This is a genomic window from Thiocystis minor, assembly GCF_016653465.1.
Lineage (GTDB): Bacteria > Pseudomonadota > Gammaproteobacteria > Chromatiales > Chromatiaceae > Chromatium > Chromatium minus.
This window is the reverse complement of record NZ_NHSQ01000046.1, coordinates 13320-33890: the sequence shown is the minus strand read 5'-3', so window position 1 is coordinate 33890 and position 20571 is coordinate 13320. Positions and strand designations below refer to the sequence as shown.

Here is a 20571-nt window from a genome sequence, read left to right as displayed (position 1 = left end):
ATACTTAAAAATCGTAGGAGTCACATACGTATCGGGTTTATTCAGCGTTCAGCACCTTTCTTCTCTTATTGCGCACCGCATCCGGGTCAGCGAACAATCCCCTTGGTCCGCGCCGCCCGCAGCCACTGCGGAAACTCCTGGAGCATCCGATCGTACAACTGTTCCTCGGTCAGTTGATGCAAATCGTCAACGGCAAAGAACCCGCAGTTATCGACCACGCGCCCCTCCAGGGTATCGAGCTTTTCCAGGATGCCGTAGTTGCGCCCACCCAGCCCCATGAACTGCCAGAAGATCGGATACCGAGCGGACTCCACCATCAGCGCCTTGATCTCCCGGTTCTGATGGACGCCGCCATCGCTGACGAAGAACACATAGGCCGGTGGCGCGGCGGGGTGTTGGCCATAGTGGTCGATCACGGCCCGCATCACCTTGGGTTCGTCGTTGGCGCCGCCGTACCACTTTTTCCAGCCGCCATTGGCGGTATCAAGATAGCCCTGGATGTTGCGCGTGGTCGCGGGCGGCAATGGCTTCGGCTCCCGGTCGAAGGCCCAGACATCGAGGCTCCCGTCGTCGTCGAAGTGCAGCGCCAGCGGTAACACGCGGTCCAGCAGTTCCTGAACCCGACCGCGCTTGTATTGCTCCCGCATCGAGCCACTGGCATCGAGCACCAACCCGACCCGCGCCACGGTGCTTTGCAGACCCTGTTTGGCCAGGCTGACGGTCGCCTTCTTGGCCAGGCTGAGGAGATGCGGGGCTTCCTGCTCGATGCGCTTTTCCAGTGACAAGCGCGCGGGCGGCGGTGACGCGATCGGCGGGAGAGCCTCCTCCACAACTTCACCGCCGAAGTGGCGGACCAGCGCATCCAGACCGCCGTTGAACCCCTGCCCGGTCGTCGCGAGCCGCCAGCCATCGCCCTTGCGATAGAGTTCGATCAGCATCAAGGCCCGTTCCTGGTCGAAATCCGTTCCTTGGAATGCGAAGGTGGCCGCTTCCCGGTCACCGTCGAACACCACCACGCGCCCGGTCGACAACTGCCGCATGACACCCGGCCCATCGATGGCCGCGACGAAGACTAGACGGTCGATGGTGGTGGGCAGACGGGCGAGGATCAGGGTGAAGCCAGAGACAAAGCCGGCGAGCGCGATTTGCTCGATACCACGGCAGGGAGTCTGCGGCTGGTTGAAGAACACCAGATAGCGCTCGTCCGAGAGCGTCCCCTGAGCATCCAGGCCAAAGCAGGAGACATCGCACGCGACCCCCTGAAGGTCGACGGCCACCTGAAACGTGGTGGAGCGGATCAGATCCGGAAGCGGGACGCGCTGGCCACGAGTCAGTTCCATGTCAGCCGGCCGCCTTAATGGGCGCGACATTATTCGCCCTGTTGGCAGGCGATGGGTCCGCATCGACTGCTTCGCGTTCCGGCGCCTTGCCTTTCAGTACGCGCTCCACATTCTGCGCGTTGCGGGCCAGATAGAGGGTCAGTTCCTCTAGATCCGCGTCCGGCAGACTTGGCAACACCTGATCGGCGCGCAGCATCTGCGCCAGGCGCTCCGCGTTCTCCAGCACGCGGTCATAGGCATCGGCGGCCTTCTTATCAGCGGTGCGCAAGCGTTCGTTTCCGTTGCTGTCTTTCACGATGTATTCGATCTCGATCATGACTTACTCATATTGTGATTAATCTCGTCTTTCGAGACGATTGCCTCTGCTGAAAAACCCGATGATGACCTCAATTTTTCGCGCCTTGTTCACGCAACCAGTCGTCGCGGCCGTAGCGATACCCTGGAAATTCAGCATCCAGCGTGGTTCGCCCCAGCATCAGATGGCGAGCCAGCCGGGCCAGCGACGCTAATTCGTCTTCATGTCGCACGTCCAACGGGGCGATCAGAGTGACGCCCATCGCCCAGGGTAAGCGTTCCCGCTTCCAGGCAGGCGCAACCTCAAGAGCGATTCCCTCCGTCGACAGGCGCTCTCGAATCGTTCGCTGTCGCTCGTCATGTCGCCGTTGCTCTTCCGAAGGTTGGCGACTGGTGTAACTCACCATCTTCTTGCGCGACGCACCTACCCGCTGATAGTTTTTCGTGCCGCCTTCCGTCAGCCAATCGTCTTGCGGCCCCGCGCCAGCGTCTTGCCAGGACTGCTCGTCAAGCGCATCCGCATAAACCTGACGTGGATGCTGCCACCAGACGATGACCCGTCGCCCGTTCAGGATAAAGCCAACATCGTCCCACCAGGAGAGGCTGTCCGGCGGCGTTTCCGCGTAGGAATGCGGGATGAAAAGGCCGCCTTGCGACAAGCGCCAAGGATGGCGCCGATGGTATTGGCGCTGCAATCGACCCAAGCGTTCAAGTTTGGCATTTTTCATCGGCGGTTCCGTTCAGGAATTGGCGTTCGTCCTGTCGCGCCGAATTGACGCGATCCCGCAGCGCCTTGCCCGGTTTGAAACGGGGAATGCGCCGCGCGCCCACCTCGACCGGTTCGCCGGTCTTTGGATTGCGGCCCAGGCACGGCGGATGGTCGTGCAGAGTAAAACTGCCGAATCCGCGGATCTCGATGCGTTCGCCCTGGGCGAGCTTTTCGCGCATCAGGTCGAGCGCGGCGTTGATCGCCGCCTCGACATCGTCCGCACTCAGAAAATCCAGCTTGCTTTTAAGGTTTTCGATCAGTTCAGATTTCGTCATCGAATGCGTCGCGAAAAATCCGTCTCTTTGGGGGCGGGGAGGCAGACAACGGGCGCATCTGCGACACGACCTCCAGGAAGGAAGAAAAGCGGTCGACGTGGCGCATGGCGCACGCGATCCCGTGGACTCAAGTGACCGCTGGGGTCTGGCGGAGAAAGGTCTCGTCAGTCACCTGCCTGAGCACGAACTCCGCGACGTCGGCGCGGCTGATCCGACCACCCTTGAGCGAGCGGTCCAGACCGAAACGATAGCGTCTGGTCTTGGGGCCGTCGGTGAGTCCGCCCGGTCGCACGATGATCCAATCCAGCCCGCTGGCCTTGACCAGTTGTTCCTGCTCCGCCTTCGCGGCCAGGATCGGTTTCAGGGTGAGGTCCATGATGAACCGAAACGGCCAGGCAATCTGTTCCCGACTGTCACCCACGCCCAGGGAAGTCACCACCACGAGCCGGCGCACGCCGGTTTCCTGCATGGCCGTCAGAATCTGTTGTGTTCCGCGCGCCTCGATGGGCGTTTTGCTCCCATGGCTCCCGAGCACGCAGACGACGGCGTCCGCGCCTGTGACACAGGAGACCACGGCGTCGGGATCCAGGACGTCCCCAACCAGGGGCGTCAGCCCGGTGCGAGCTGGGAGCCGGGCGGGATCGCGTACCAGTGCCGTGAGGGTATGGCCCTGATCGAGGGCTTGCGCGAGCACCTGCTGACCGGTGCCGCCGGTCGCGCCAAATAAAGCGATGTGCATGGGTTTATCCGTTCCTGTCAGGCGGTGAGTTGGTGGTCCTTGGCGCTGTCCTTGGGGATCCGCCCCTGAAGACGTCTTCATCCTCGGATCGCTCATGATCGCCCGGATTCGGCGTCTGACAGGCGCTCCAGCGTCAGTGCATCGGGTTGCCCGCCAAAGTACCGCTCCAGCAGCCGATGGAACGCTGAACCCGGCGGCGAGCAGTGGGCAAAGAGTGTCGCGCTGGAGCACAGTTTCAGATCGTCCGGCGAGCCCAGGATGTCACGCGCCGTGCGCCCCGTGATGGCCAACAGCGCCTCGGCACAGGCGCGCAACCGCGCCCCGAGGACCGGATGGGCCAGAGACGCCCGCGCTTCGTCCAGGTCACGGAGGGCATCGGCGCGCGCCATGGCGCTCGATCCGAGTCCGGCGAGCTGTGAACCACATCCAGTGCGAGCGCTTGCGCCCGGCGCGCAGTTCGGCCAGCGCCTGGGCGTCGATATCGCGCTGAGCCTCAATGAAGCGGGTCAGATCATTGGGATCGGGCGGCGGTCTCATGGCACAGCACCTCGCCTAGCACCCGCCCGCCACCTGCCGAGCACCGATGAGTTCGATCGGGTAGCCGTCGGGATCCTCGACGAAGGCGATGAGGGTCGTACCCGCATTCATCGGCCCCGCCTCACGCAGGATCTTGCCGCCAAGCGTCTGGATCCGCTCCACGGCCGCGTCGACATCCTCGACCTCAATGGCGATGTGGCCATAGGCGTTGCCCAGCTCGTAGCGGTCCACATCCCAGTTGTAGGTCAACTCGATGACGCTGTGGTCAGATTCCTCCCCATAGCCCAGAAAGGCGAGCGTGAACTTGCCGTCCGGGTAATCTTTTTGGCGCAGCAGGCGCATCCCGAGCACCTGGGTGTAGAAGTTGATGGCGCGTGGCAGGTTGCCGGTGCGCAACATGGTGTGGAGGATTCTCATGGGCGGCTCCTGGTGAGTGACGTCTCGTGACTGAGAAGCGGATCTTTTAAGGGTGAACCGGGGTCGGCGCATGGGTGAACGCGTTTAAAAGGACAGGCCAAACATCTCCAAGGCATCCCGGATCGTCCTGATCTCGTGCGCGCTGTACGCGCGAACCGTCTCCAGATGGCCCCACACCGGCTTGGGCCAGCAGGGATCGCCTGGTCGGCGCCCGATGACATGGATGTGCAACGCCGGCACCAGGTTGCCGATCCAGGCCACGTTCACCTTGGGATAACTCAGGGTTTCTCCAAGATAGTCCGAAATCCGTCTGCAATCCGCGAGTACCGCCTCGCGTTGCGCTGCCGGCAGGTCCAGAAGATTGGCCAGGTCGGTTTCCGGGACCAGGATGAACCAGGGCACGGCCGCATTGCGATGGAGCAGCAGATGCGTCGCGGACAGGCATCCCAGTCGATGGCAGTCCGCGAGCAGTTGCGGGTGAAGCGGGTAGGTCTGTGTCACGTCATTCACGTCATCAACGTTTATCCTCGCAGACAGATCGATCACCTCGACGATTGATCCTCGAAGCAGGCCAGCTCTGTGCCGGTCTCGAACGCTTCGCATGAACTCATGTAGGAAAGGCGGTTGTCGCGATGGATGGCGACCACATGACGCCCGCCCTTGGCGCAGGCCACGGCCACCAGGGCAACCTTGTGCGAGCTGGTTCCGAGGGCGCGTGTGCGCTCGATGCCCTGACAGTCGTGCCCGGCTCGGGTGATGACGACCTGGAAAGCTTGCTGGGCCAGTTGGGCATGGGCGGGCAAAGCGGCCACGGTGAATACCAGCGTGAGGAGCGCACGGCGCCCGTGTGACATCGGTGTCTCGATCATTAAAGAATTCCCTTGGCTTGCAATGTGCCGGTAAGGCCCCGTTCGACAAAGCGTCGCGCGATGTCTGGATTCTCAGCGACAGCCGGACGCGACACCAGCAGCAGGCCAAAGATCAAAATGATGAACTGTCGCCTATCGAGAAAAATTCCATGGGCGTTCCAGGGTGATCGAGTTCGGAGATCGCCGATGATAGCCCGAAGCCGACCCAACTTCGCTTTGCTGTCTGGCAGGAGATCCGTCATGCCCATCGATCAGGAGGCGCTCGAACGCGCCCGCGCCGCCTGGACCTTCCGCGGCCAGCGACGTCCCGCCTTTGCCCACAGCCCCGGCGAGGGACAGGAATCGGTCTGGGACTATCCGCGACCGCCACGGTATGTCCGCGATGCGCGCCGCATCGAAATTCATGCCGGCCCCCAGTGTCTGGCCCGATCGGATGTCAGCGTCCGGGTGCTGGAAACCGGCAGTCCCCCGACCGTCTATCTGCCGCCCGATGCCTTCGATGTCGCGCTGTTGCGGCCCTCGCCGCGCCGCACGCTGTGCGAATGGAAGGGCGAAGCTCGCTATTGGCACGTCCAGGGTCCGGATGGTCTCGTCCACGACGCCCTCTGGAGCTATCCCAAGGCCGGAGGCGAAGCCGCCGTGATCGCCGGCTGGTATGCCGCCTATCCCGCCCGGCTGCGCTGTGTCGTCGCTGGAGAAGTGGTCCGCCCGCAAGCCGGTGGGTTTTACGGTGGCTGGATCACCTCGGAGATCGTGGGGCCGTTCAAGGGCGAACCGGGCACGGGGCATTGGTAAGCGCTCGCCTTGTCCAGTGGTCAATCCGCGTGTTCGCGGGACATGGCCGACAGCACCGCCCGACGCGACCACCAGGCGGCCAGCATGGCCCCGGACAGGTTGTGCCACACCGAGAACAAGGCTCCGGGCAGCGCGGCGGCCACGGGAAAGGACTTGAGCGCCAGGGCCACCGCCAGTCCCGAGTTCTGCATCCCGACCTCGATCGCCAGGGTGCGGGCGCGCACCCGATCCTGCCCGAACGCCCGCGCGCCCCAATAGCCCAGCGTCAGTCCCAGCCCATTGTGCAGCATCACCGCCACCACCAGCCCCAGACCGACCGTGGCCAGACGCCCGGCATTGAGCGCGACGACGATGGCGATGATGACCAGGATCGCCAGCACCGACACACGCGGCATCCAGGACTGGATCTGACCAAGCCAGCGCCTGGCGAAGCGATTGACCGCGACCCCGGCGATGACCGGCAACAGCACCACCAGCGCGATGGAGCGCAGCATCTCCAGCACCGGGACCGTCACCCAGGCGCCGGCATAGATCCAGGTCAGCCAAGGGGTAAGCACGACGGCGAGCAGGGTGGAGGCGGCGGTCAGACTGATCGAGAGCGCCACATCGCCGCGCGCCAGATAGCAGATGACGTTCGAGGCCGTGCCGCCGGGAGCAGCGCCGACCAGTACCATCCCGACCAAGAGTTCGGGCGGAAGTGACAACCCGCGCGCGAGTGCCCAGCCAACCAGCGGCATCAGGCCGAATTGCAAACACAGTCCCAAACCGACGAGCGCCGGCCGGCGGGCAATGGCCAGGAAATCGGCGGGGCGCAGCGTGGCACCCATGCCGAACATCACCACGCCCAGCAGCGGCATCACGGCCGCACGCCAGTCCGAGAGCGTGTCTGTGGCGATGAGGCCGACGCAACCCGCCAACAGTGCCCAAAGCGGGAACAGAATCGTCATCGGAAGTCCTCGTGAAGCCGCTCCCTGAGCTTGGTCAACCGCCCGCCCCCGGTCTGCTTGACCGCCATCGCCAAGGCCCGCGGCTGGGCGATCAGCACCACCAGGCGCTTACCCCGTGTCACGGCCGTGTAGAGCAAATTACGTTGCAGCAGGGTGTAATGCTGGATCGCCAAGGGAATGACGACGGCGGGATATTCCGAGCCCTGTGCCTTATGGATGCTGGTCGCATAGGCCAGGGCCACCTCGTCGAGTTCGCCGGTCTCGTAGGCGACGGATCGACCCTCGAAATCGATGGTCAGCAGCCCCTCTTCGACATCGATGGTCTGAATCCGCCCGATATCGCCATTGAACACCTCCTTGTCATAGTCGTTAACCAACTGGATCACCTTGTCGCCCGGCGCATAGGTCCAGCCGAACCGCTCGATGCGCGGCAACGCGTCGGGATTGAGTACCGCTTGCAGGGCGACATTGAGCGCCCGCGCACCGAGTCCGCCCCGGTTCATCGGAGTGAGGATCTGCACGTCTCGCACCGGATCCAGGCCGAAGCGTTGCGGGATGCGCTCGGTGACCACCCGGATCAAGCGATCATGGATCGCTTCCGGGGTGTCAGCGCGGATCAGATAAAAATCGCTGTCGGGACACTCCGCGTTGGGGGCTTCGGGCATCTTGCCGGCATTGATGCGATGTGCGTTGACGACGATGCGCGAGGCGGCGGCCTGACGGAAAATCTCGGTCAGGCGCACCGTCGGCACCGCCCCCGAGCCGATGACATCGGCCAGCACCGCGCCGGGGCCGACCGAGGGGAGCTGATCGACATCGCCCACCAGCAACACGGCGGCCGGGGTCGGGACGGCGCGCAGCAGCTTGTGCATCAACGTCACGTCGACCATCGACACCTCGTCGACCACCAGCAGATCCAGATCCAGCGGCTGCTCGGCATTGCGCTTGAAGCCCATCGTCTGGGGATCGAACTCCAGCAGCCGATGAATGGTCTTCGCCTCCTGGCCAGTCGACTCGGACAGGCGCTTGGCGGCGCGCCCGGTCGGGGCGCACAGCAACACCTGAACGCCCTTGGCGCGCAGGATGCGCAGCAGGCTGTTGACCACCGTGGTCTTACCCACGCCGGGGCCGCCGGTGATGACGGCGACTTTGCTGGCCACGGCGGCGGCGATGGCCGCGCGTTGCGAGTCGGAGAGGGCCAGCCCGGTCTGGTTCTCCACCCAAGGTAGCGCCTTGTCGGTGTCGATCGCGCCCCAGGGCGGCGGTCCTTGCCGAAGACGTTGAAGGCCGCGAGCAATGCCCACCTCGGCGCGTTGCAGGGGTGCCAGAAACAGTGCGGGGCGGTCCTCGATCGGCTCGGCGATCAGGTTCTCCTCGACCAGTTCGGCGGCGATGGCCTCGGCGATAATCGGGGGCGGGATCTCCAGCAGGGCCACGGCTTTTTCCGCCAGGGCGTCCTGCCAAGCGGCGCAATGCCCGTCGCCCGCAATCTCCTGGAGCACATGCCGCACGCCCGCTTGCGCGCGGATCAGCGAATCACGGGGGATGCCGAGGCGTTCCGCGATGGTATCAGCCGTTTTGAAGCCGATCCCGTGGATATCCAGTGCCAGCCGGTAAGGATTCTCGCGCACCTTCTCGACCGCCTCATCGCCATAGACTTTGTAGATGCGCACGGCGCGCGCGGTGCCGACCCCGTGGGATTGCAGAAAGACCATGATCGCCCGGATGACCTTCTGCTCGGACCAGGCGGCGGTGACGCGCTGCTGACGCTTGGGGCCGATGCCCTCCAACTCCAGCAACCGTTTGGGTTCCTGCTCGATGATGTCGAACACCGCTTCGCCGAAGGCGTTCACCAGCTTCTTGGCGAAGTGCGGGCCGATGCCCTTGACCATCCCCGAGCCCAGATATTTTTCGATCCCGTCAAGAGTACGGGGCGCAATGATGCGCAGGTCGGCGGACTTGAACTGGAGGCCATGCTGTCGGTCGTTGACCCAGACGCCTTCGGCTTCCAGAAATTCGCCGGGGGTGATGCTGGCCGCCGAGCCAATGACCGTGATCAGGTCACGCTCGCCGCGCACCTTGACCCGCAGCACACAGAAACCGCTCTCGGGGCTGTGGAATGTCACGCGCTCGATCGCGCCGGAGAGGCGTTCGGTGGGCGTTGGGGAGGTCGTGGATGACATTTGGCTGATCATACGCGCTTCGCGTGTCCGACCAACGGAGAGGGAAACGGACCGCAGATCAAACGACCCTCAGCGACCCACACACCCTCCGATTTCGTGGCGATCCGTCGGTGGAACCTTCATTGACAGTCGAGTTCGCGCGTTCGATTCTACTGGCTGATTTCGTCACGGAACGAATACCCGCATGCGTCCTCAATACCCGCTTGCCCGTCTATCGCCGGCGAAGGATGAACTCCTGATCATCGCCATCACCCGTGAATCAGTGGTGACAAACGACACGGGGCCGATGCTCGACAAGCTCTTACCGCTATCGGCCAGCCACGAGGCCGCGTTGCAATGGGAAGGCAAGTTGACCTTCTATTTCGATGGCTGGGACGACGACCCGCGCGAAACCGCCGAGATCCCGGAGATCCGAGCCTATTTTCAGACGCTGACGAAAGAATGGCCCTACTGGCTGCATTTCTGCGAGAAAGTCGGGGATACGATTCTCCATGTCCTCCGCCTGCTGTGCCACGGACACTCGGTGCCAACCCAGGGCGGAATGGTGGGCTGGCGATTCGAGGATCTGGCTGAAGTCACCCACGAAATCATGCGGCTCTTCCGGCACATGAACGGATTGTACGAACGGCTCGACCTGCCCGAAACGATGAACGAACGCATCTCACAGGAGATCGCACAGTTGATCGGAAACACGCTGCAATGACCCAGGCGCCAGATCCAGGGTTGGGAACGTCCCGACGGAACAGGCGCGCGGTCAATGACCAATTCACGACGAACCGTCAGGGAGAACCACGATGAGCACACTGAAGATCCTTCCTTGTTTCGATGGCGCTGAACGGGCGGCACACTGCCACCGGGCCTTACAGATTCCCCGCGAGCAGGCGGCGCAGCTCGGCCGATCGGCCGTGGACATGGCCGAATCCGGGATCTACTTCACCACCGATGGGCAGCCGGTGAGCTGGAAAGACGCCGTGGAGAACGCCTGTCACCGCACGCTCAGTCTGCCGCCCGATGCCGCGTTGCCCGCCCCGACGCTCCCTGCTTTTCCGGAGACCCGCCTTCAGGTCGCCAATGAAACGACACTGGAGGCCGCACGCCGGCTCACGGAGCGCGGCGCTCGCGTACTGGCGTTGAATTTCGCCAATGGAATTCAGCCGGGTGGCGGCTTTCTCAACGGCGCCCGCGCTCAGGAGGAGGTGTTATGCCGCTCCAGCGCGCTCTACCTGACGCTGCGCGGGGATCCGATGTATGAGGCGCACCGGCGGCGTCCGTTGCCGGATTCCAGCGCCTGGGCGATTCTCGCGCCCGAGGTGCCGGTCTTCCGTCGCGACGATGGCGCACCGCTCGATCAGCCCTGGCGGTTGAGCGTGCTGACCTGCGCGGCCCCCTATGCCCCGACAGTCGGCCAGCCCCGCGCGGGCGATCTGCTGCAAGCGCGCATCCGGCGCGTCCTGGCGATTGCCCGTGCTTACGACTATCCCGCGCTCGTGCTGGGCGCCTGGGGATGCGGCGCCTTCGCGAACGATCCCGAGCGCACGGCGCGCGATTTCCGGGAGACGCTGGCGGAAACGTTTGCCGGGGCCTTTGCCGAAGTGGTGTTCGCCATCGCCGACTGGTCGCCCGAGCGACGCTTTCTCGCGCCCTTTCGCGACGTGTTCGCGACAGAGGACAGCGATTCACTCTCATCGGATGCTCCTTGATCGCCCACTCGACCACACCATCGGACGGAAGCCGATCCAACGCGAATCGGGCAGATTCACATCCATCCTAGCGTCAGCGCGCCCAGCACCAGATAACGCGCACTCTTGGCCAGCGTCACCAGCACCAGGAAGCGCCAAAAAGGCTCGCGTAGCAAGCCGGCGATCAGGGTGAGCGGATCGCCGATGACCGGCACCCAACTCAGCAGCAATGACCAGTATCCGGCGCGCCGATAGAACGTCTGCGCCTTTGCCAGCGCGTGATCGCTAACCGGAAACCAGGAGTGGTGACGAACCTGTTCAAGGGACCGCCCGAGCCGCCAGTTCGCCAGCGAGCCCAGGACATTGCCGACACTCGCCACCGTCAGTAGCATCCAGACCGGATGAGCGTCCGCGAGCAGGAGCCCGATCAACAGGGCTTCCGACTGCAACGGCAGCAGCGAGCCAGCGCCGAGCGCGGCCAGGAACAGGGCCAGGTAACCGGAGAGATCCCACATCAAGGAATGACCCGTCGCAGGCGGTCCAAATCAGTCCAGCAGGTAAAAGCGCCACTGGACCGTCGGTCAGGATCCAGACATTGCAAAGATCAAGAGCACCGTGTCTGTCGCGTGGTTTCTTGAGTGTCGTCCTGCGTGACAGAGGCCAAGGCAAACTGGCTGGCGAAGCTTGACCCGCTGCCGCGACCAGGGCGAACGCCATGAGCGGGGACAGACGCGCGCGGATCACCCGTCCGGAATCGACCAGGATTGCCGATCGGACTAGCTCTGGCGATGCCTCCTCCGCTGCGCCTTGAGCGTATCCGCCAGCAGGCCGATCAGGACACCGCCGGCGCCAACCAACAGCCACAGCGGGAGTCTGACCCCGCCTCCCAGTGCCACGAGGCCCGCCCCCACATTCCCGACCACGATAAAGGTCGCCACGATGGATCCAATGCCCAGTCGCAAGGCCCACGAACGCGCGTCCCAGACGCCGTGCTTCAAGGCCAAAGAGAGCAGCTTAACCAGCGGCCACGCGGCCTTGCGATCACGGGTTAACGCCAGCATGGCCACCGCCTTCCTGCCACCGCGCAAGGTTCCGTCGCGAATGGCGCCCAGCCCCCGCGACCACTCCAGAAGCCGCTGTTGCTCAGCCGGGGGAAGGCGCAGCAACGCTTGGACGATTGCGGGTTCAGCCGCGGTTTCTTGTACTTCCGACACGGATCTTTCCTCTTCAACGCGTGGCAACCGAGGCGACGCATGGCCTGCCATCGTCACGGTCTCAGGGTGGGCGCACAATGGATACGAATGACCGTCCCTTGTGGGCATTGCACAGGATATTCGCCCGCCTTGGGTTATATTACCCCGAGTCTTGAGCACCAGGATTCCGCAACCGTGTTAGCACGCGAAGTGAATGGGCGCCACGCCTGACCGACCCGCGCCCGGTGTTTCTGCCGCGATCTCGAAACCGCGCGCCAAGATGCCCTGATCCTGCGCGACATTGGCGCTTTTCGGCCCGATCTCGATCAACGCCTGCGGCTTTTCCGCGCAATCGCCCACGCTGATTTCCCCGTCGAACGCTCGCCGATGGCCTTCCCGCAGAATCCAGACTGTCGCGGCGCCGCCGGTGGAGCCAGATCGCCCCCGCACGGTCTGCGCCCGCGCTGATAAGTTTGACCTGATCACCACTGCATCCTTGAGGCTTCACGTCGGCGCTCGCCAACCGGCAAGCGTCCGATCAACCCACCGACGGAGTGACACATGCCTCAGACCACCCTGACCAAAGACCAGTGGATCGCCTTGTTCGAGACCATCGGACTGGATGCCGACACGAGGCGGCGCTGGCATCAGTGCTTCGAGGAACGCCATCCGGATCAGCATCAGGCATTCCTGGAGTGGCTCGGCATCCCGGCGCCGGAGATCCGCCGGATTCGGGCCGGCTGATCCCACCTGACCCACCCGGCGGACGCGCACGTCCGCCGGTCGCCTGTCATCACGATAGCCACTGCATCCAATGACCGCCACCACCTGGACCATCGGACAGCTCGCCCGACATTTCGCGCTCGCCCGCGGCACGCTGCTTTACTACGACCGCATCGGTCTGCTGACCCCGAGTGGTCGCACCAGCGGCAACTACCGGCTCTACCGCACGGCGGATATGGAGCGGCTCGCGAAGATCCGCCATTACCGCGCGGCGGGCCTGTCCCTGGAGGCGATCCAACAGCTCCTGCGCCCGGAAGGGGAAGGGCTGCGCGGCGTCCTGGAGCAGCGACTGTTTGTCATCAACCAGGAGATCGAGCAACTGCGCGAGCAACAGGCGCTGATCCTCAAGCTCCTCCAGAGCGATCCGCTCACCCTGGAGGCACCGGTCGTGACCAAGGCGCTCTGGGTGGAACTGTTGCGCGCTGCGGGTCTGGATGAGGCGGGCCTGCGGCGCTGGCACCGGGCGCTCGAGTGCCGCGCGCCCGAGGCCCATCAGGCGTTTCTGACCTCACTGGGGATCGACGCCGGGGAGATCAGCGCGATCCGGGGCTGGTCGCGTTCGAGCGGGCCGGGGGAATCGGCGTAAGGTGGCGCGATGATAGGTGCGTGGATCCCGGCAGCGCCGCTGCCCCGGCCAGTTCCAGGGTCGCCTGATCGCCTAACACCGCCTGGATTTCGATCAGGGTCGGCGGGCGCGTGGAAGCCGGCTCGTCGTGTCGCCCAAGACAGGTCAGGCGCATCAGGTTGGGATCCTGGCGCGCATCGAGCCAGAAGTGATAACCGAACCGGACCATCGGCGAGCCCCCGCTATCGCCATGGCCTGCCAACTGGAACCGGACCTGGCCGTCCGCGCCGGGAGGCCGCTCCACACTGGATACCAGGGCCACATAATCCTGAACGCGCGTGATCCCGTAGCGTCCGGCCTGGACGGTCTGGCGCTCGTCGGGGTCGAGGCGTCTGACCTCAATCACGCAACTAGCGTCGGTGGCCGACGAGCGGCCCGAGGTGAAGGAGGCGAGGGCGCGTCCGGACGGGATCTGGATCGGCCGGTTCAGCCGCAGCGCGCTCCCTGGCGGGATTTCCACCCACTCGCCCGGCACGGACTCGCGGACGAGGGTTTGACAGGCGCTGAGGAGCATGACTGTCAGGGAGATGGTGATGTAGCGGATCAAGGAGCGCGAGGTCATCTTGCCTTCCGACACGGTGGTTGATGCAGGAGCGGAAATGGTGGTGGTCAACGACGCTTGGCGCAGAAGAAAGCGTCCGTGTAGGCTTGGGTTGCAGGAGCGGAAATGGTGGTGGTCAACGACCCTGCAACGTGTTGAGCGGTGCGAGGGGCGATAGGTTGGGTTCCAAGGGGGCTGGGATTGTCGGTGAGCGGTTGTTTTTGGCCACACAGTCTCGCATCGTGGGCGGCAGGTGAACGCGGATTCCTGTCAGCCGAGCCGCCTGAACAGGTGACGGCTGCGCCCCCGAAGCGGTCACTCGGCTGGGACAAGACGATCGCATGGATCGATCGAAAACCACGCACTTGCGATTCGACGACGAGTGACCGCTGAGCGAATCACAGCGGTCTTCATGCCTACCGATAGAGCGCCGCCGCCTTGCGCGTCTGCGCGGCAACAATCCGGCGCAGATCCAGCGGGGCGATGACCTCGATATTGTTTCCCGCCCCCAGCAGCCAGCGCAGTAACTGGCCGGTCGAAGGCACCCTTGCCCACAGCCGTAACTCGAAATCGGACTCCGGCGGTTCGTCTTCGTGACGTTGATCGGACGCGAGCGGGCAGTCGCGCACAATCTCGGTCAGGTAGCCCCGGACTCGCAACTCCAGCTCGATGAGTGCGCCCTGACCGAAGTCCACCCGGCCATCGGCGATGGCCTGATCCAGATCGAAATCCGGCACCGCACGCGCCGGGGTCTCGGTCAGTGACTCCGCCCGTACCATCCGATGCAGGGCATAGAGGCGCAGCGGCGCGTCCTCCGCATTCTTGAGCGCGAACAGATAGGCAATGGGTCCGCGCTGCACCAGCGCCTGCGGATGCAGACACACCGCAGTGCGCTCGCCGCTGGGTTTGACATAGACCACCTGGAGCGCGCGCCGCTGGATCAGGGACTGGATCACGGCCGTCAAGACCCCTTTCGCCAGCTCCGCCGGCTGGAGCCGAAAGGTGTCGGGGACCACGCGCAGCCGCGACTCATCCAGCCGGGGTTCTTCGGAATTGGTCAATAACCGCTGCCACAGCCGATCCAGTTGACGGCTCGGCATCTCCTCTTTTGCCAGGGCTTGGAGCTTTTTGAAGTTCCAGTCCACGGTTGCCGGATCCTCGTCCGGATCGTCCAGCACCCGTCGATAGCGCAACGGCTTGCCGCCGGGATTGACCGCTTCGATGCGTCCCGTCTTCACCAACTCGTCCAAATCCCGTTGCAGGGCGCGCCGACGGGCGGGTGCATTGCCGTCGCCATAGACCTCGCCTAGGCGCGCGAGCAGTCGCAGGCCGTCCGGGCATCGATCCGGTGAGGTGTTGGGTGACAAGGACCGTTCCAGACGGTTCAGCCGTTCGACACGATGGAGATGGGTGGCAGTCATTGTCGAAGTGTACGACAGATCCTGACGCAAGAGGGTGCTTTAATTCACCGTGAGCCGCCGCCGACGGTAGAAATTCTTTTTTACACCATCTCACCCAAAAACGCGCCGAACGGAGTTCTGGGGTTGGCGAATGCCGGCACCCGGATCGACGGCGTGCTTTGATAGACAGCGTTCTTTAGCAATTCAGACAGACAACGGGTTGGCCCTCTGGCCCGATTCCGCCTCGCCGGGCCGCTGGCCGGGGCGGGAACGGAGGGAGGTGGCTCATTGATCCCGGTAGCGCCACCGGACCTTTCTCAACCATCACCAAGAGGAGTCGACCATGTCCCGGAAAAACCAAGACCTCTCCTCGCGCGAACTGTTAGCGCGCATCGGCCTCAGCGAAGAAACACCAAGCATCCTGCTCGACGACGAGCCATTGGACGACCTGCGGGGCGATCTCGGCGCGGCCTTGCGCGAACGCTACCAATTGCTGATTCAGCCGCATCGCTTCGCCCCTGGCGACCTGGTGACCTGGAAACCGGGCCTGAAAAACCATCGCATACCACGTTATGGCCATCCAGCAGTGGTGGTTGAACTCTTGGAGACACCGGTGTTCGACAGCGACCGGGATGCCGGCAGTCCCTATTTTCGCGAGCCCTGTGATGTGGTGCTGGGTCTGTTGATCGACGACGGCCCGGCTCGCGGTGAACTCCTGACCTTTCATTTCGACTGCCGCCGCTTTCAACCTTGGACCCAGGAGAATTGAACATGCTCAATCATCGCACCCTTTGGAAGCAGGATTTCAGTGCCGTGCCCGCCGTCGAGCGGCGTACCGCCCGCTATGCGCTGCAACTGTTCCAGGGCGATGCGCGCTTGCGTCCGCATCTGGGGGAGCAGGAATTTCTGGGCGCGTTGTGGCAGTTGACGTTTCCGCTCCTCGATCCAGGCGCGCTGGCGGCTTTTCTGCCGTTGTCGGCCGATGAGGAGCCCGCGTGGCTGCAGGACACCGATCATGACGCGGAAATCGTCCAGCACGAACGCAAGCTCCGGCGAGTCTTGAATGGGGAAGACGGCGACGCGGAGGACGCGCCGTCCGCCACCGCACAGCCGGCGGCGTTGCGCCTGCAGGTGCGCGCTTTTTTTCAAACGCTCCCCCGCTGGGTCGTGAAACGGTTGGCCGAGGCCGATGGGCACGCGCCCACCTCGACCACGCCAGCCCTCCTCGGCGAGGCGCTGGGGCTCGACGCCACGGCGGTGAGGATCCTGGATTACCTCGAACACCGTGAGCAGTCCGAACCGTTGCGCCTGCTGCTGCGGGTGGGTGGACGCTTCACGAGGAACGCCATGGCGCGGATCAATTTGCAGCGACTGGCTACGCTGCTGGATCTGGACCATGCGGTCGTGCGCGCGGCACTCGCCAAACCGGCCCCGCTGCGCGCACTTGGGTTGGTGGACTATGAAGCAGGGCATGCCGACCTGGAGGATTTCATCTCGCCCACCGCCTTGCTGCGCGAGGTGATGGACACGGCGCCGGCGGATGTCGACGCCCTGCTCGCGCTGCTGATCGAACCGGCGCCAGCCGGCGCCTGGGGGCTGGAAGCCTTCCCCCATCTGGCCGGCGACGCGGCACGCCTGCGCGAGGGCTTGCGCCAGGCGGCCACGACGGGCGCGGTCGGTGTCAATGCACTCTTCCACGGGGCGCCCGGGACCGGCAAGACCGAGCTGGCACGGGCTTTGGCTGGCGCCTGCGGGCTAACCGCCTACCAGGTGCGCAGCGACGATGAGGACGGCGATGGTCTCTCGCGCGAAGGGCGGTTGTCCGCCTATCTGGTGGCGCAACGGTTACTCGCCCAGCGGCGCGATGCGGTGCTGATCTTCGATGAGGTCGAGGATGTCTTTGACGCGGGCGACAACCTGTTCGCGCTGCTGCGGGGCGACAGCGCCACGGGCAAACAGAAGGGTTGGATGAATCGCATCCTGGAAGAGAACCCGGTACCGGCGATCTGGATCGCGAACCGCACGCACGGCATGGATCCGGCCTTTCTACGGCGCTTCCTGTTGCCGGTGGCCTTGGTCACCCCGCCGCGTTCGGTCCGGCGGCAAATGGCCGAGCGGCATTTGGGCGCGTGCGGGCTGTCGCCGGCCCTGCTCGATGAGCTGGCCGCCGATCCGGCGCTGGCCCCGGCGCAGTTGGGCGCGGCTCGGCGATTGCTGGATCTGTGTCCCGAGGCCGCGCCCGAGCCGACGGTGCGCGAGGGGGTGGCGGCGCTGCGCACCCTGCTACATGGGGCGCCGGCCCCGAGGCGACGGCCTCCGGTCACGGCCTTCGATGTCGCCTTTCTGAATCTGTCCGGGGGCATCGCCCCGAGCGCCATCGCCCAGGCGCTGCACCGCGAGGGGCGCGGCAGTCTCTGCTTCTACGGTCCGCCCGGCACCGGCAAGACCGCCTTTGCCGAGGTCTTGGCCGAGGCGCTGGATCGGGAGCTGGTGGCGCGGCAGGCGTCGGACCTGGTCTCGCCCTATGTCGGGGAGACCGAGCAGAACCTGGCGCGGCTGTTTCGCGAGTGCGATCCGACGCAAACGGTGCTGCTGCTCGATGAGGTCGACAGCTTTCTGAGCGACCGGCGGCAGGCGCAACGGACCTGGGAGCGGACCCAGGTCAATGAGCTGTTGCAGCAGATGGAGCGCTACCCCGGCATCTTCATCGCCGCGACCAATCTCATGGAAGGGGTCGATGCGGCGGCGTTAAGGCGGTTCGACTTCAAGCTGCACTTTCGGGCGCTGACCGGGCCACAGCGGGTGGCGCTGTTTGCGCGGGAGGCGTTGGGCGAGGAGACCGCCCCGGTGCCGCCGGGGCTGGCACGGTATCTCGACGGGTTGCACGGGCTGACGCCGGGGGATTTCGCCAACGTCTGTCGGCAGCGGACCTTGCTGGGAGAAGACTTGGCGCCGGAGCAGTTCCTGCGGCGGCTGGCGGCGGAGTGTCGGTTGAAGGGAGCGGAGGCGCATGCGGCCTGACGGCCGATCACGATTGAAACGGTTGGCCAGCCCGCAGCTGGCCGTGACGACAACGGAGGAAAGACCATGAAACGTCAGAAAATCATAGTGGATGGCGAGAGCATCGAAAATACCGTAGTGATCCACGCCAAGAATGGGGCGCCATCCTGCTGTGTAGGCTAGAACCTTCACGCTGAATAGCGCTCGATGACGGCATGCAGCAGACGGCGCCTTTCCCTTCACTGAGATTCAGATACTTTCGACAGGTACCCGACATGCGCCTTGATGCGAGCCTCACGCAACTCGACCCCGCCGGGAGGTTTCTCCTCCATCTCCCGAGCCCCCTTAATGGACGTTTGCGCTACGGCGCCTGGGAGACCGGGCTGTCAGTTCAGCGCTGGATGGACGGACACTGGATCCCGGAGTCTCTCGATCCGGGGATCCCGTTGCTTCACGCAGCCAACGACGAACCGGAAGCCGCTACGCCGGTGCGGCGATTTATCGCCGGTATCCCCGCGAAGATCAGGCGGCTGGCGAGTCCCTATCGACACTTACAAACCAGCTTGCTGCAATGGACGGCATCCGATGACGCGGCGGCCGAACTGCTCGGTCACGCCCCCAACCTGTTGTGGCTGCTCATCAGCACCGCGACGGAGCAGGAATGGACCGTGCAGGAGAGGAATCAACTGCTTACGCGGCGCCGCATCGCGATCCTGGAAGCCTTGACCGGGATTCGGTCGGAGGCGGCGGTCAAGTTCCTCAACCGAATCACCCTCCTTGAGGGGGATGTCAACGAGCTGAGCGCCATCAAACAGATCCTTGACCAACCGGCTGTGTGGCGCAGCCTCAGCGCATGGGCGAGCATCCCGGTACATAGCCTGGCGGTTCTCTTACGAAATCCGGAGCTTTGTGGCAGCCGCCTGTTGCGGCAGATTGCCGCTGGCGAGTATCGCAATCTGTCAGACGCGGTGAAGCATGTCGAACCGGTTGCCGCTCTGTGGCGGGATGCTTGCTATATGGCGCCCATGCTTGGCATCGCCGATGCGCCGCAGGCGCTGGCCCAGTGCGCAACCGTCGAGGCCATGGCGCGACTCCATGACCGCTGGATGGATCGCCTTAATCGACGGGCGCATGTCATCACGGATGGGAGGGACTTCTTTCCACCGCCGCCGATACCAGGCAACGACGCGATTCACCCGATTCTGAGCGCGGAGGATCTCAGGGCGGAAGGGCGTCTCATGAAGCAGTGCGTCGCCGGTTATGCACGCCTAGTGAGCAGCAGACGATGCTATCTCTACCGCATGTTGTCTCCGCAGCGCGCAACGATTGAAGTTCGCATGCAAGGGTCCGTCCCCGTCATCACGCAATTCAAACTCGCACGCAATGAAGAACCCAACGCCGCATCCAAAGTAGCGGCCTATGAGTGGGTAAATCGAGCCAAGTAGCTCGCAATCATGTGGTCCTAGTCGAGCGGCGGCGTTTTCGATTCCTCCGTCGGTTTCCTTCGATCGGCCTCTGAACACAGCAGCAACAGCACCGCAGCTCGCTCTCCCGGCTTGAACTGCTTACGCGGCCGGGTTTCTCACGAAGGAGCACATAACCATGTTAACTGCGATCCATGGCGACATCACGACCCTGGCGGTCGATGTCATTGTCAACGCGGCCAATGCGTCCCTGCTCGGCGGGGGTGGCGTGGATGGGGCGATCCATCGCGCCGCCGGGTTGGGTTTGCTGCAGGAATGCCGCCTGCTCGGCGGTTGCCGCCCTGGCGAAGCGAAACTCACCCAGGGTTACAACCTGCCCGCCAGATTCATCATTCATACCGTCGGTCCGGTCTGGAAAGGCGGTCACGGCGGCGAACCGCAACTCCTGGCGGCGTGCTATCAACAGTCGTTGGCATTAGCGGCAGCGCACGGGTTCACGTCGATCGCCTTCCCCGCCATTAGCACGGAGATCTATGGCTATCCGAAAGCCGAGGCCGCGCACCTCGCCGTTCGCGCATGCACCGAGTTCCTGGCGCAGCCGACCTCGCTCACGCAGGTGCTGTTCTGCTGCTACTCAGCGGAGGATCTGGTGCTGTATCAGCAGTGTCTCGCGGAGGGTGCGCCATGAACCGGAGACCGAACGACCACGACATCGACCCAAGCGATACCACTTGGCGGTGTCTTATTGATGAGCGGGACAT

The 20571-nt window shown here is 64.2% G+C and carries 25 protein-coding genes and 1 pseudogene; 9 read left to right on the top strand and 17 right to left on the bottom strand.

Annotated elements, in window-relative coordinates:
* Positions 1–86: 86 nt before the first annotated feature.
* The 10 genes and pseudogenes from CCR95_RS04450 to CCR95_RS04405 all read right to left on the bottom strand — a co-directional run bounded on the left by CCR95_RS04450 (position 87) and on the right by CCR95_RS04405 (position 5482).
* Positions 87–1340 (bottom strand): VWA domain-containing protein, encoded by a 1254-nt coding sequence (locus CCR95_RS04450; RefSeq protein WP_201092215.1) that lies wholly within the window; start codon positions 1338–1340, stop codon positions 87–89.
* Position 1341: 1 nt separating this feature from the next.
* A complete protein-coding gene (locus CCR95_RS04445) occupies positions 1342–1656 on the bottom strand; it encodes a YebG family protein (RefSeq protein ID WP_201092213.1) in 315 nt (104 codons plus the stop codon).
* 70 nt (positions 1657–1726) lie between these two features.
* A complete protein-coding gene (locus CCR95_RS04440; protein ID WP_201092212.1) occupies positions 1727–2362 on the bottom strand; it encodes a hypothetical protein in 636 nt (211 codons plus the stop codon).
* Positions 2343–2678 carry an integration host factor subunit beta gene (locus CCR95_RS04435; protein WP_201092210.1) on the bottom strand — a complete coding sequence of 112 codons (336 nt, stop codon included), beginning with the start codon at positions 2676–2678 and terminating at the stop codon, positions 2343–2345. Before CCR95_RS04435 ends, CCR95_RS04440 begins: the two co-directional genes overlap by 20 nt.
* 127 nt (positions 2679–2805) lie before the next feature.
* Entirely contained in the window at positions 2806–3417 is a 612-nt protein-coding gene (locus CCR95_RS04430; RefSeq protein ID WP_201092209.1) for an NAD(P)-dependent oxidoreductase, read from the bottom strand.
* 92 nt (positions 3418–3509) lie between these two features.
* Positions 3510–3954, bottom strand: a pseudogene (locus CCR95_RS04425) (DUF1810 domain-containing protein).
* Positions 3955–3969: 15 nt separating this feature from the next.
* Complete coding sequence (gene gloA / locus CCR95_RS04420) at positions 3970–4371, bottom strand: lactoylglutathione lyase (RefSeq protein WP_201092206.1); 402 nt, start codon at positions 4369–4371, stop codon at positions 3970–3972.
* A gap of 84 nt (positions 4372–4455) precedes the next feature.
* Positions 4456–4881: an HIT domain-containing protein gene (locus tag CCR95_RS04415; protein WP_338115348.1), complete on the bottom strand. Its 426-nt coding sequence runs from the start codon at positions 4879–4881 to the stop codon at positions 4456–4458.
* 32 nt (positions 4882–4913) lie between these two features.
* The gene (locus CCR95_RS04410; protein WP_242523052.1) at positions 4914–5225 is read right to left on the bottom strand and encodes a hypothetical protein; all 312 of its coding nucleotides are present in this window, start codon (positions 5223–5225) and stop codon (positions 4914–4916) included.
* A 14-nt stretch (positions 5226–5239) separates the two neighbouring features.
* Positions 5240–5482: a hypothetical protein gene (locus CCR95_RS04405; RefSeq protein WP_201092203.1), complete on the bottom strand. Its 243-nt coding sequence runs from the start codon at positions 5480–5482 to the stop codon at positions 5240–5242.
* Between CCR95_RS04405 and CCR95_RS04400 the strand changes: the two genes are divergently transcribed.
* Positions 5481–6035 (top strand): DUF427 domain-containing protein, encoded by a 555-nt coding sequence (locus CCR95_RS04400; RefSeq protein ID WP_201092202.1) that lies wholly within the window; start codon positions 5481–5483, stop codon positions 6033–6035. The two genes, CCR95_RS04405 and CCR95_RS04400, sit on opposite strands and share 2 nt — an antisense overlap.
* A 20-nt stretch (positions 6036–6055) precedes the next feature.
* Here CCR95_RS04400 and CCR95_RS04395 read toward each other — a convergent pair whose 3' ends face one another.
* Together CCR95_RS04395 and recD2 are read right to left on the bottom strand one after the other, a co-directional pair.
* Positions 6056–6982 carry a bile acid:sodium symporter family protein gene (locus CCR95_RS04395; protein WP_201092201.1) on the bottom strand — a complete coding sequence of 309 codons (927 nt, stop codon included), beginning with the start codon at positions 6980–6982 and terminating at the stop codon, positions 6056–6058.
* On the bottom strand, positions 6979–9165 hold the full coding sequence (gene recD2 / locus CCR95_RS04390) for an SF1B family DNA helicase RecD2 (RefSeq protein ID WP_201092199.1): 2187 nt from the start codon (positions 9163–9165) through the stop codon (positions 6979–6981). Before recD2 ends, CCR95_RS04395 begins: the two co-directional genes overlap by 4 nt.
* A 184-nt stretch (positions 9166–9349) precedes the next feature.
* Between recD2 and CCR95_RS04385 the strand changes: the two genes are divergently transcribed.
* A complete protein-coding gene (locus CCR95_RS04385; RefSeq protein ID WP_201092197.1) occupies positions 9350–9868 on the top strand; it encodes a hypothetical protein in 519 nt (172 codons plus the stop codon).
* A gap of 91 nt (positions 9869–9959) precedes the next feature.
* The gene (locus CCR95_RS04380) at positions 9960–10865 is read left to right on the top strand and encodes a TIGR02452 family protein (RefSeq protein ID WP_201092195.1); all 906 of its coding nucleotides are present in this window, start codon (positions 9960–9962) and stop codon (positions 10863–10865) included.
* A gap of 56 nt (positions 10866–10921) precedes the next feature.
* Here CCR95_RS04380 and CCR95_RS04375 read toward each other — a convergent pair whose 3' ends face one another.
* From CCR95_RS04375 to CCR95_RS24925, 3 genes are all read right to left on the bottom strand, one after another.
* Entirely contained in the window at positions 10922–11359 is a 438-nt protein-coding gene (locus CCR95_RS04375) for a YqaA family protein (protein ID WP_201092194.1), read from the bottom strand.
* 261 nt (positions 11360–11620) lie between these two features.
* The gene (locus CCR95_RS04370; RefSeq protein WP_201092193.1) at positions 11621–12058 is read right to left on the bottom strand and encodes a hypothetical protein; all 438 of its coding nucleotides are present in this window, start codon (positions 12056–12058) and stop codon (positions 11621–11623) included.
* Between the two features lie 177 nt (positions 12059–12235).
* Positions 12236–12397: a hypothetical protein gene (locus CCR95_RS24925; RefSeq protein ID WP_207188513.1), complete on the bottom strand. Its 162-nt coding sequence runs from the start codon at positions 12395–12397 to the stop codon at positions 12236–12238.
* A gap of 201 nt (positions 12398–12598) precedes the next feature.
* Here CCR95_RS24925 and CCR95_RS04360 point away from each other — a divergent pair, with 201 nt between their 5' ends.
* Together CCR95_RS04360 and CCR95_RS04355 are read left to right on the top strand one after the other, a co-directional pair.
* Positions 12599–12781: a MerR family transcriptional regulator gene (locus tag CCR95_RS04360; RefSeq protein WP_201092190.1), complete on the top strand. Its 183-nt coding sequence runs from the start codon at positions 12599–12601 to the stop codon at positions 12779–12781.
* 70 nt (positions 12782–12851) lie between these two features.
* Positions 12852–13406 (top strand): MerR family transcriptional regulator, encoded by a 555-nt coding sequence (locus CCR95_RS04355; protein ID WP_201092189.1) that lies wholly within the window; start codon positions 12852–12854, stop codon positions 13404–13406.
* On the opposite strand, the gene CCR95_RS04350 is transcribed toward CCR95_RS04355, so the two are convergent.
* Both CCR95_RS04350 and CCR95_RS04345 read right to left on the bottom strand, forming a co-directional pair.
* Positions 13354–14007, bottom strand: coding sequence for a hypothetical protein (locus CCR95_RS04350; protein ID WP_242523051.1), 654 nt, complete (start codon positions 14005–14007; stop codon positions 13354–13356). The genes CCR95_RS04355 and CCR95_RS04350 overlap by 53 nt on opposite strands.
* Before the next feature lie 395 nt (positions 14008–14402).
* Positions 14403–15353: a helix-turn-helix transcriptional regulator gene (locus CCR95_RS04345; RefSeq protein ID WP_338115347.1), complete on the bottom strand. Its 951-nt coding sequence runs from the start codon at positions 15351–15353 to the stop codon at positions 14403–14405.
* Positions 15354–15729: 376 nt separating this feature from the next.
* Between CCR95_RS04345 and CCR95_RS04340 the strand changes: the two genes are divergently transcribed.
* The 4 genes from CCR95_RS04340 (at position 15730) to CCR95_RS04325 (ending at position 20498) form a co-directional block, all read left to right on the top strand.
* Positions 15730–16155, top strand: a complete 426-nt coding sequence (locus CCR95_RS04340; protein WP_201092187.1) for a hypothetical protein — start codon at positions 15730–15732, stop codon at positions 16153–16155.
* Positions 16156–16157: 2 nt separating this feature from the next.
* A complete protein-coding gene (locus CCR95_RS04335; RefSeq protein ID WP_201092186.1) occupies positions 16158–18407 on the top strand; it encodes an AAA family ATPase in 2250 nt (749 codons plus the stop codon).
* A gap of 254 nt (positions 18408–18661) precedes the next feature.
* The gene (locus CCR95_RS04330; protein ID WP_201092181.1) at positions 18662–19831 is read left to right on the top strand and encodes a PcfJ domain-containing protein; all 1170 of its coding nucleotides are present in this window, start codon (positions 18662–18664) and stop codon (positions 19829–19831) included.
* A gap of 157 nt (positions 19832–19988) precedes the next feature.
* The gene (locus tag CCR95_RS04325; RefSeq protein WP_201092180.1) at positions 19989–20498 is read left to right on the top strand and encodes an O-acetyl-ADP-ribose deacetylase; all 510 of its coding nucleotides are present in this window, start codon (positions 19989–19991) and stop codon (positions 20496–20498) included.
* The last annotated feature ends 73 nt before the right edge of the window (positions 20499–20571 follow it).

What these genes read in the sequence shown, in the direction of transcription:
- CCR95_RS04445 (WP_201092213.1), bottom strand. Translation starts at nt 1,656, where the DNA reads ATGATCGAGATCGAATACATCGTGAAAGACAGCAACGGAAACGAACGC.
- CCR95_RS04330 (WP_201092181.1), top strand. Translation starts at nt 18,662, where the DNA reads ATGCGCCTTGATGCGAGCCTCACGCAACTCGACCCCGCCGGGAGGTTT.
- CCR95_RS04375 (WP_201092194.1), bottom strand. Translation starts at nt 11,359, where the DNA reads ATGTGGGATCTCTCCGGTTACCTGGCCCTGTTCCTGGCCGCGCTCGGC.
- CCR95_RS04380 (WP_201092195.1), top strand. Translation starts at nt 9,960, where the DNA reads ATGAGCACACTGAAGATCCTTCCTTGTTTCGATGGCGCTGAACGGGCG.
- CCR95_RS04400 (WP_201092202.1), top strand. Translation starts at nt 5,481, where the DNA reads ATGCCCATCGATCAGGAGGCGCTCGAACGCGCCCGCGCCGCCTGGACC.
- CCR95_RS04325 (WP_201092180.1), top strand. Translation starts at nt 19,989, where the DNA reads ATGTTAACTGCGATCCATGGCGACATCACGACCCTGGCGGTCGATGTC.
- CCR95_RS04450 (WP_201092215.1), bottom strand. Translation starts at nt 1,340, where the DNA reads ATGGAACTGACTCGTGGCCAGCGCGTCCCGCTTCCGGATCTGATCCGC.
- CCR95_RS04350 (WP_242523051.1), bottom strand. Translation starts at nt 14,007, where the DNA reads ATGACCTCGCGCTCCTTGATCCGCTACATCACCATCTCCCTGACAGTC.
- CCR95_RS04335 (WP_201092186.1), top strand. Translation starts at nt 16,158, where the DNA reads ATGCTCAATCATCGCACCCTTTGGAAGCAGGATTTCAGTGCCGTGCCC.
- gloA (WP_201092206.1), bottom strand. Translation starts at nt 4,371, where the DNA reads ATGAGAATCCTCCACACCATGTTGCGCACCGGCAACCTGCCACGCGCC.
- CCR95_RS04440 (WP_201092212.1), bottom strand. Translation starts at nt 2,362, where the DNA reads ATGAAAAATGCCAAACTTGAACGCTTGGGTCGATTGCAGCGCCAATAC.
- CCR95_RS04405 (WP_201092203.1), bottom strand. Translation starts at nt 5,482, where the DNA reads ATGACGGATCTCCTGCCAGACAGCAAAGCGAAGTTGGGTCGGCTTCGG.
- CCR95_RS04385 (WP_201092197.1), top strand. Translation starts at nt 9,350, where the DNA reads ATGCGTCCTCAATACCCGCTTGCCCGTCTATCGCCGGCGAAGGATGAA.
- CCR95_RS04410 (WP_242523052.1), bottom strand. Translation starts at nt 5,225, where the DNA reads ATGTCACACGGGCGCCGTGCGCTCCTCACGCTGGTATTCACCGTGGCC.
- CCR95_RS04360 (WP_201092190.1), top strand. Translation starts at nt 12,599, where the DNA reads ATGCCTCAGACCACCCTGACCAAAGACCAGTGGATCGCCTTGTTCGAG.
- CCR95_RS04395 (WP_201092201.1), bottom strand. Translation starts at nt 6,982, where the DNA reads ATGACGATTCTGTTCCCGCTTTGGGCACTGTTGGCGGGTTGCGTCGGC.
- CCR95_RS04435 (WP_201092210.1), bottom strand. Translation starts at nt 2,678, where the DNA reads ATGACGAAATCTGAACTGATCGAAAACCTTAAAAGCAAGCTGGATTTT.
- CCR95_RS04355 (WP_201092189.1), top strand. Translation starts at nt 12,852, where the DNA reads ATGACCGCCACCACCTGGACCATCGGACAGCTCGCCCGACATTTCGCG.
- recD2 (WP_201092199.1), bottom strand. Translation starts at nt 9,165, where the DNA reads ATGTCATCCACGACCTCCCCAACGCCCACCGAACGCCTCTCCGGCGCG.
- CCR95_RS04430 (WP_201092209.1), bottom strand. Translation starts at nt 3,417, where the DNA reads ATGCACATCGCTTTATTTGGCGCGACCGGCGGCACCGGTCAGCAGGTG.
- CCR95_RS04340 (WP_201092187.1), top strand. Translation starts at nt 15,730, where the DNA reads ATGTCCCGGAAAAACCAAGACCTCTCCTCGCGCGAACTGTTAGCGCGC.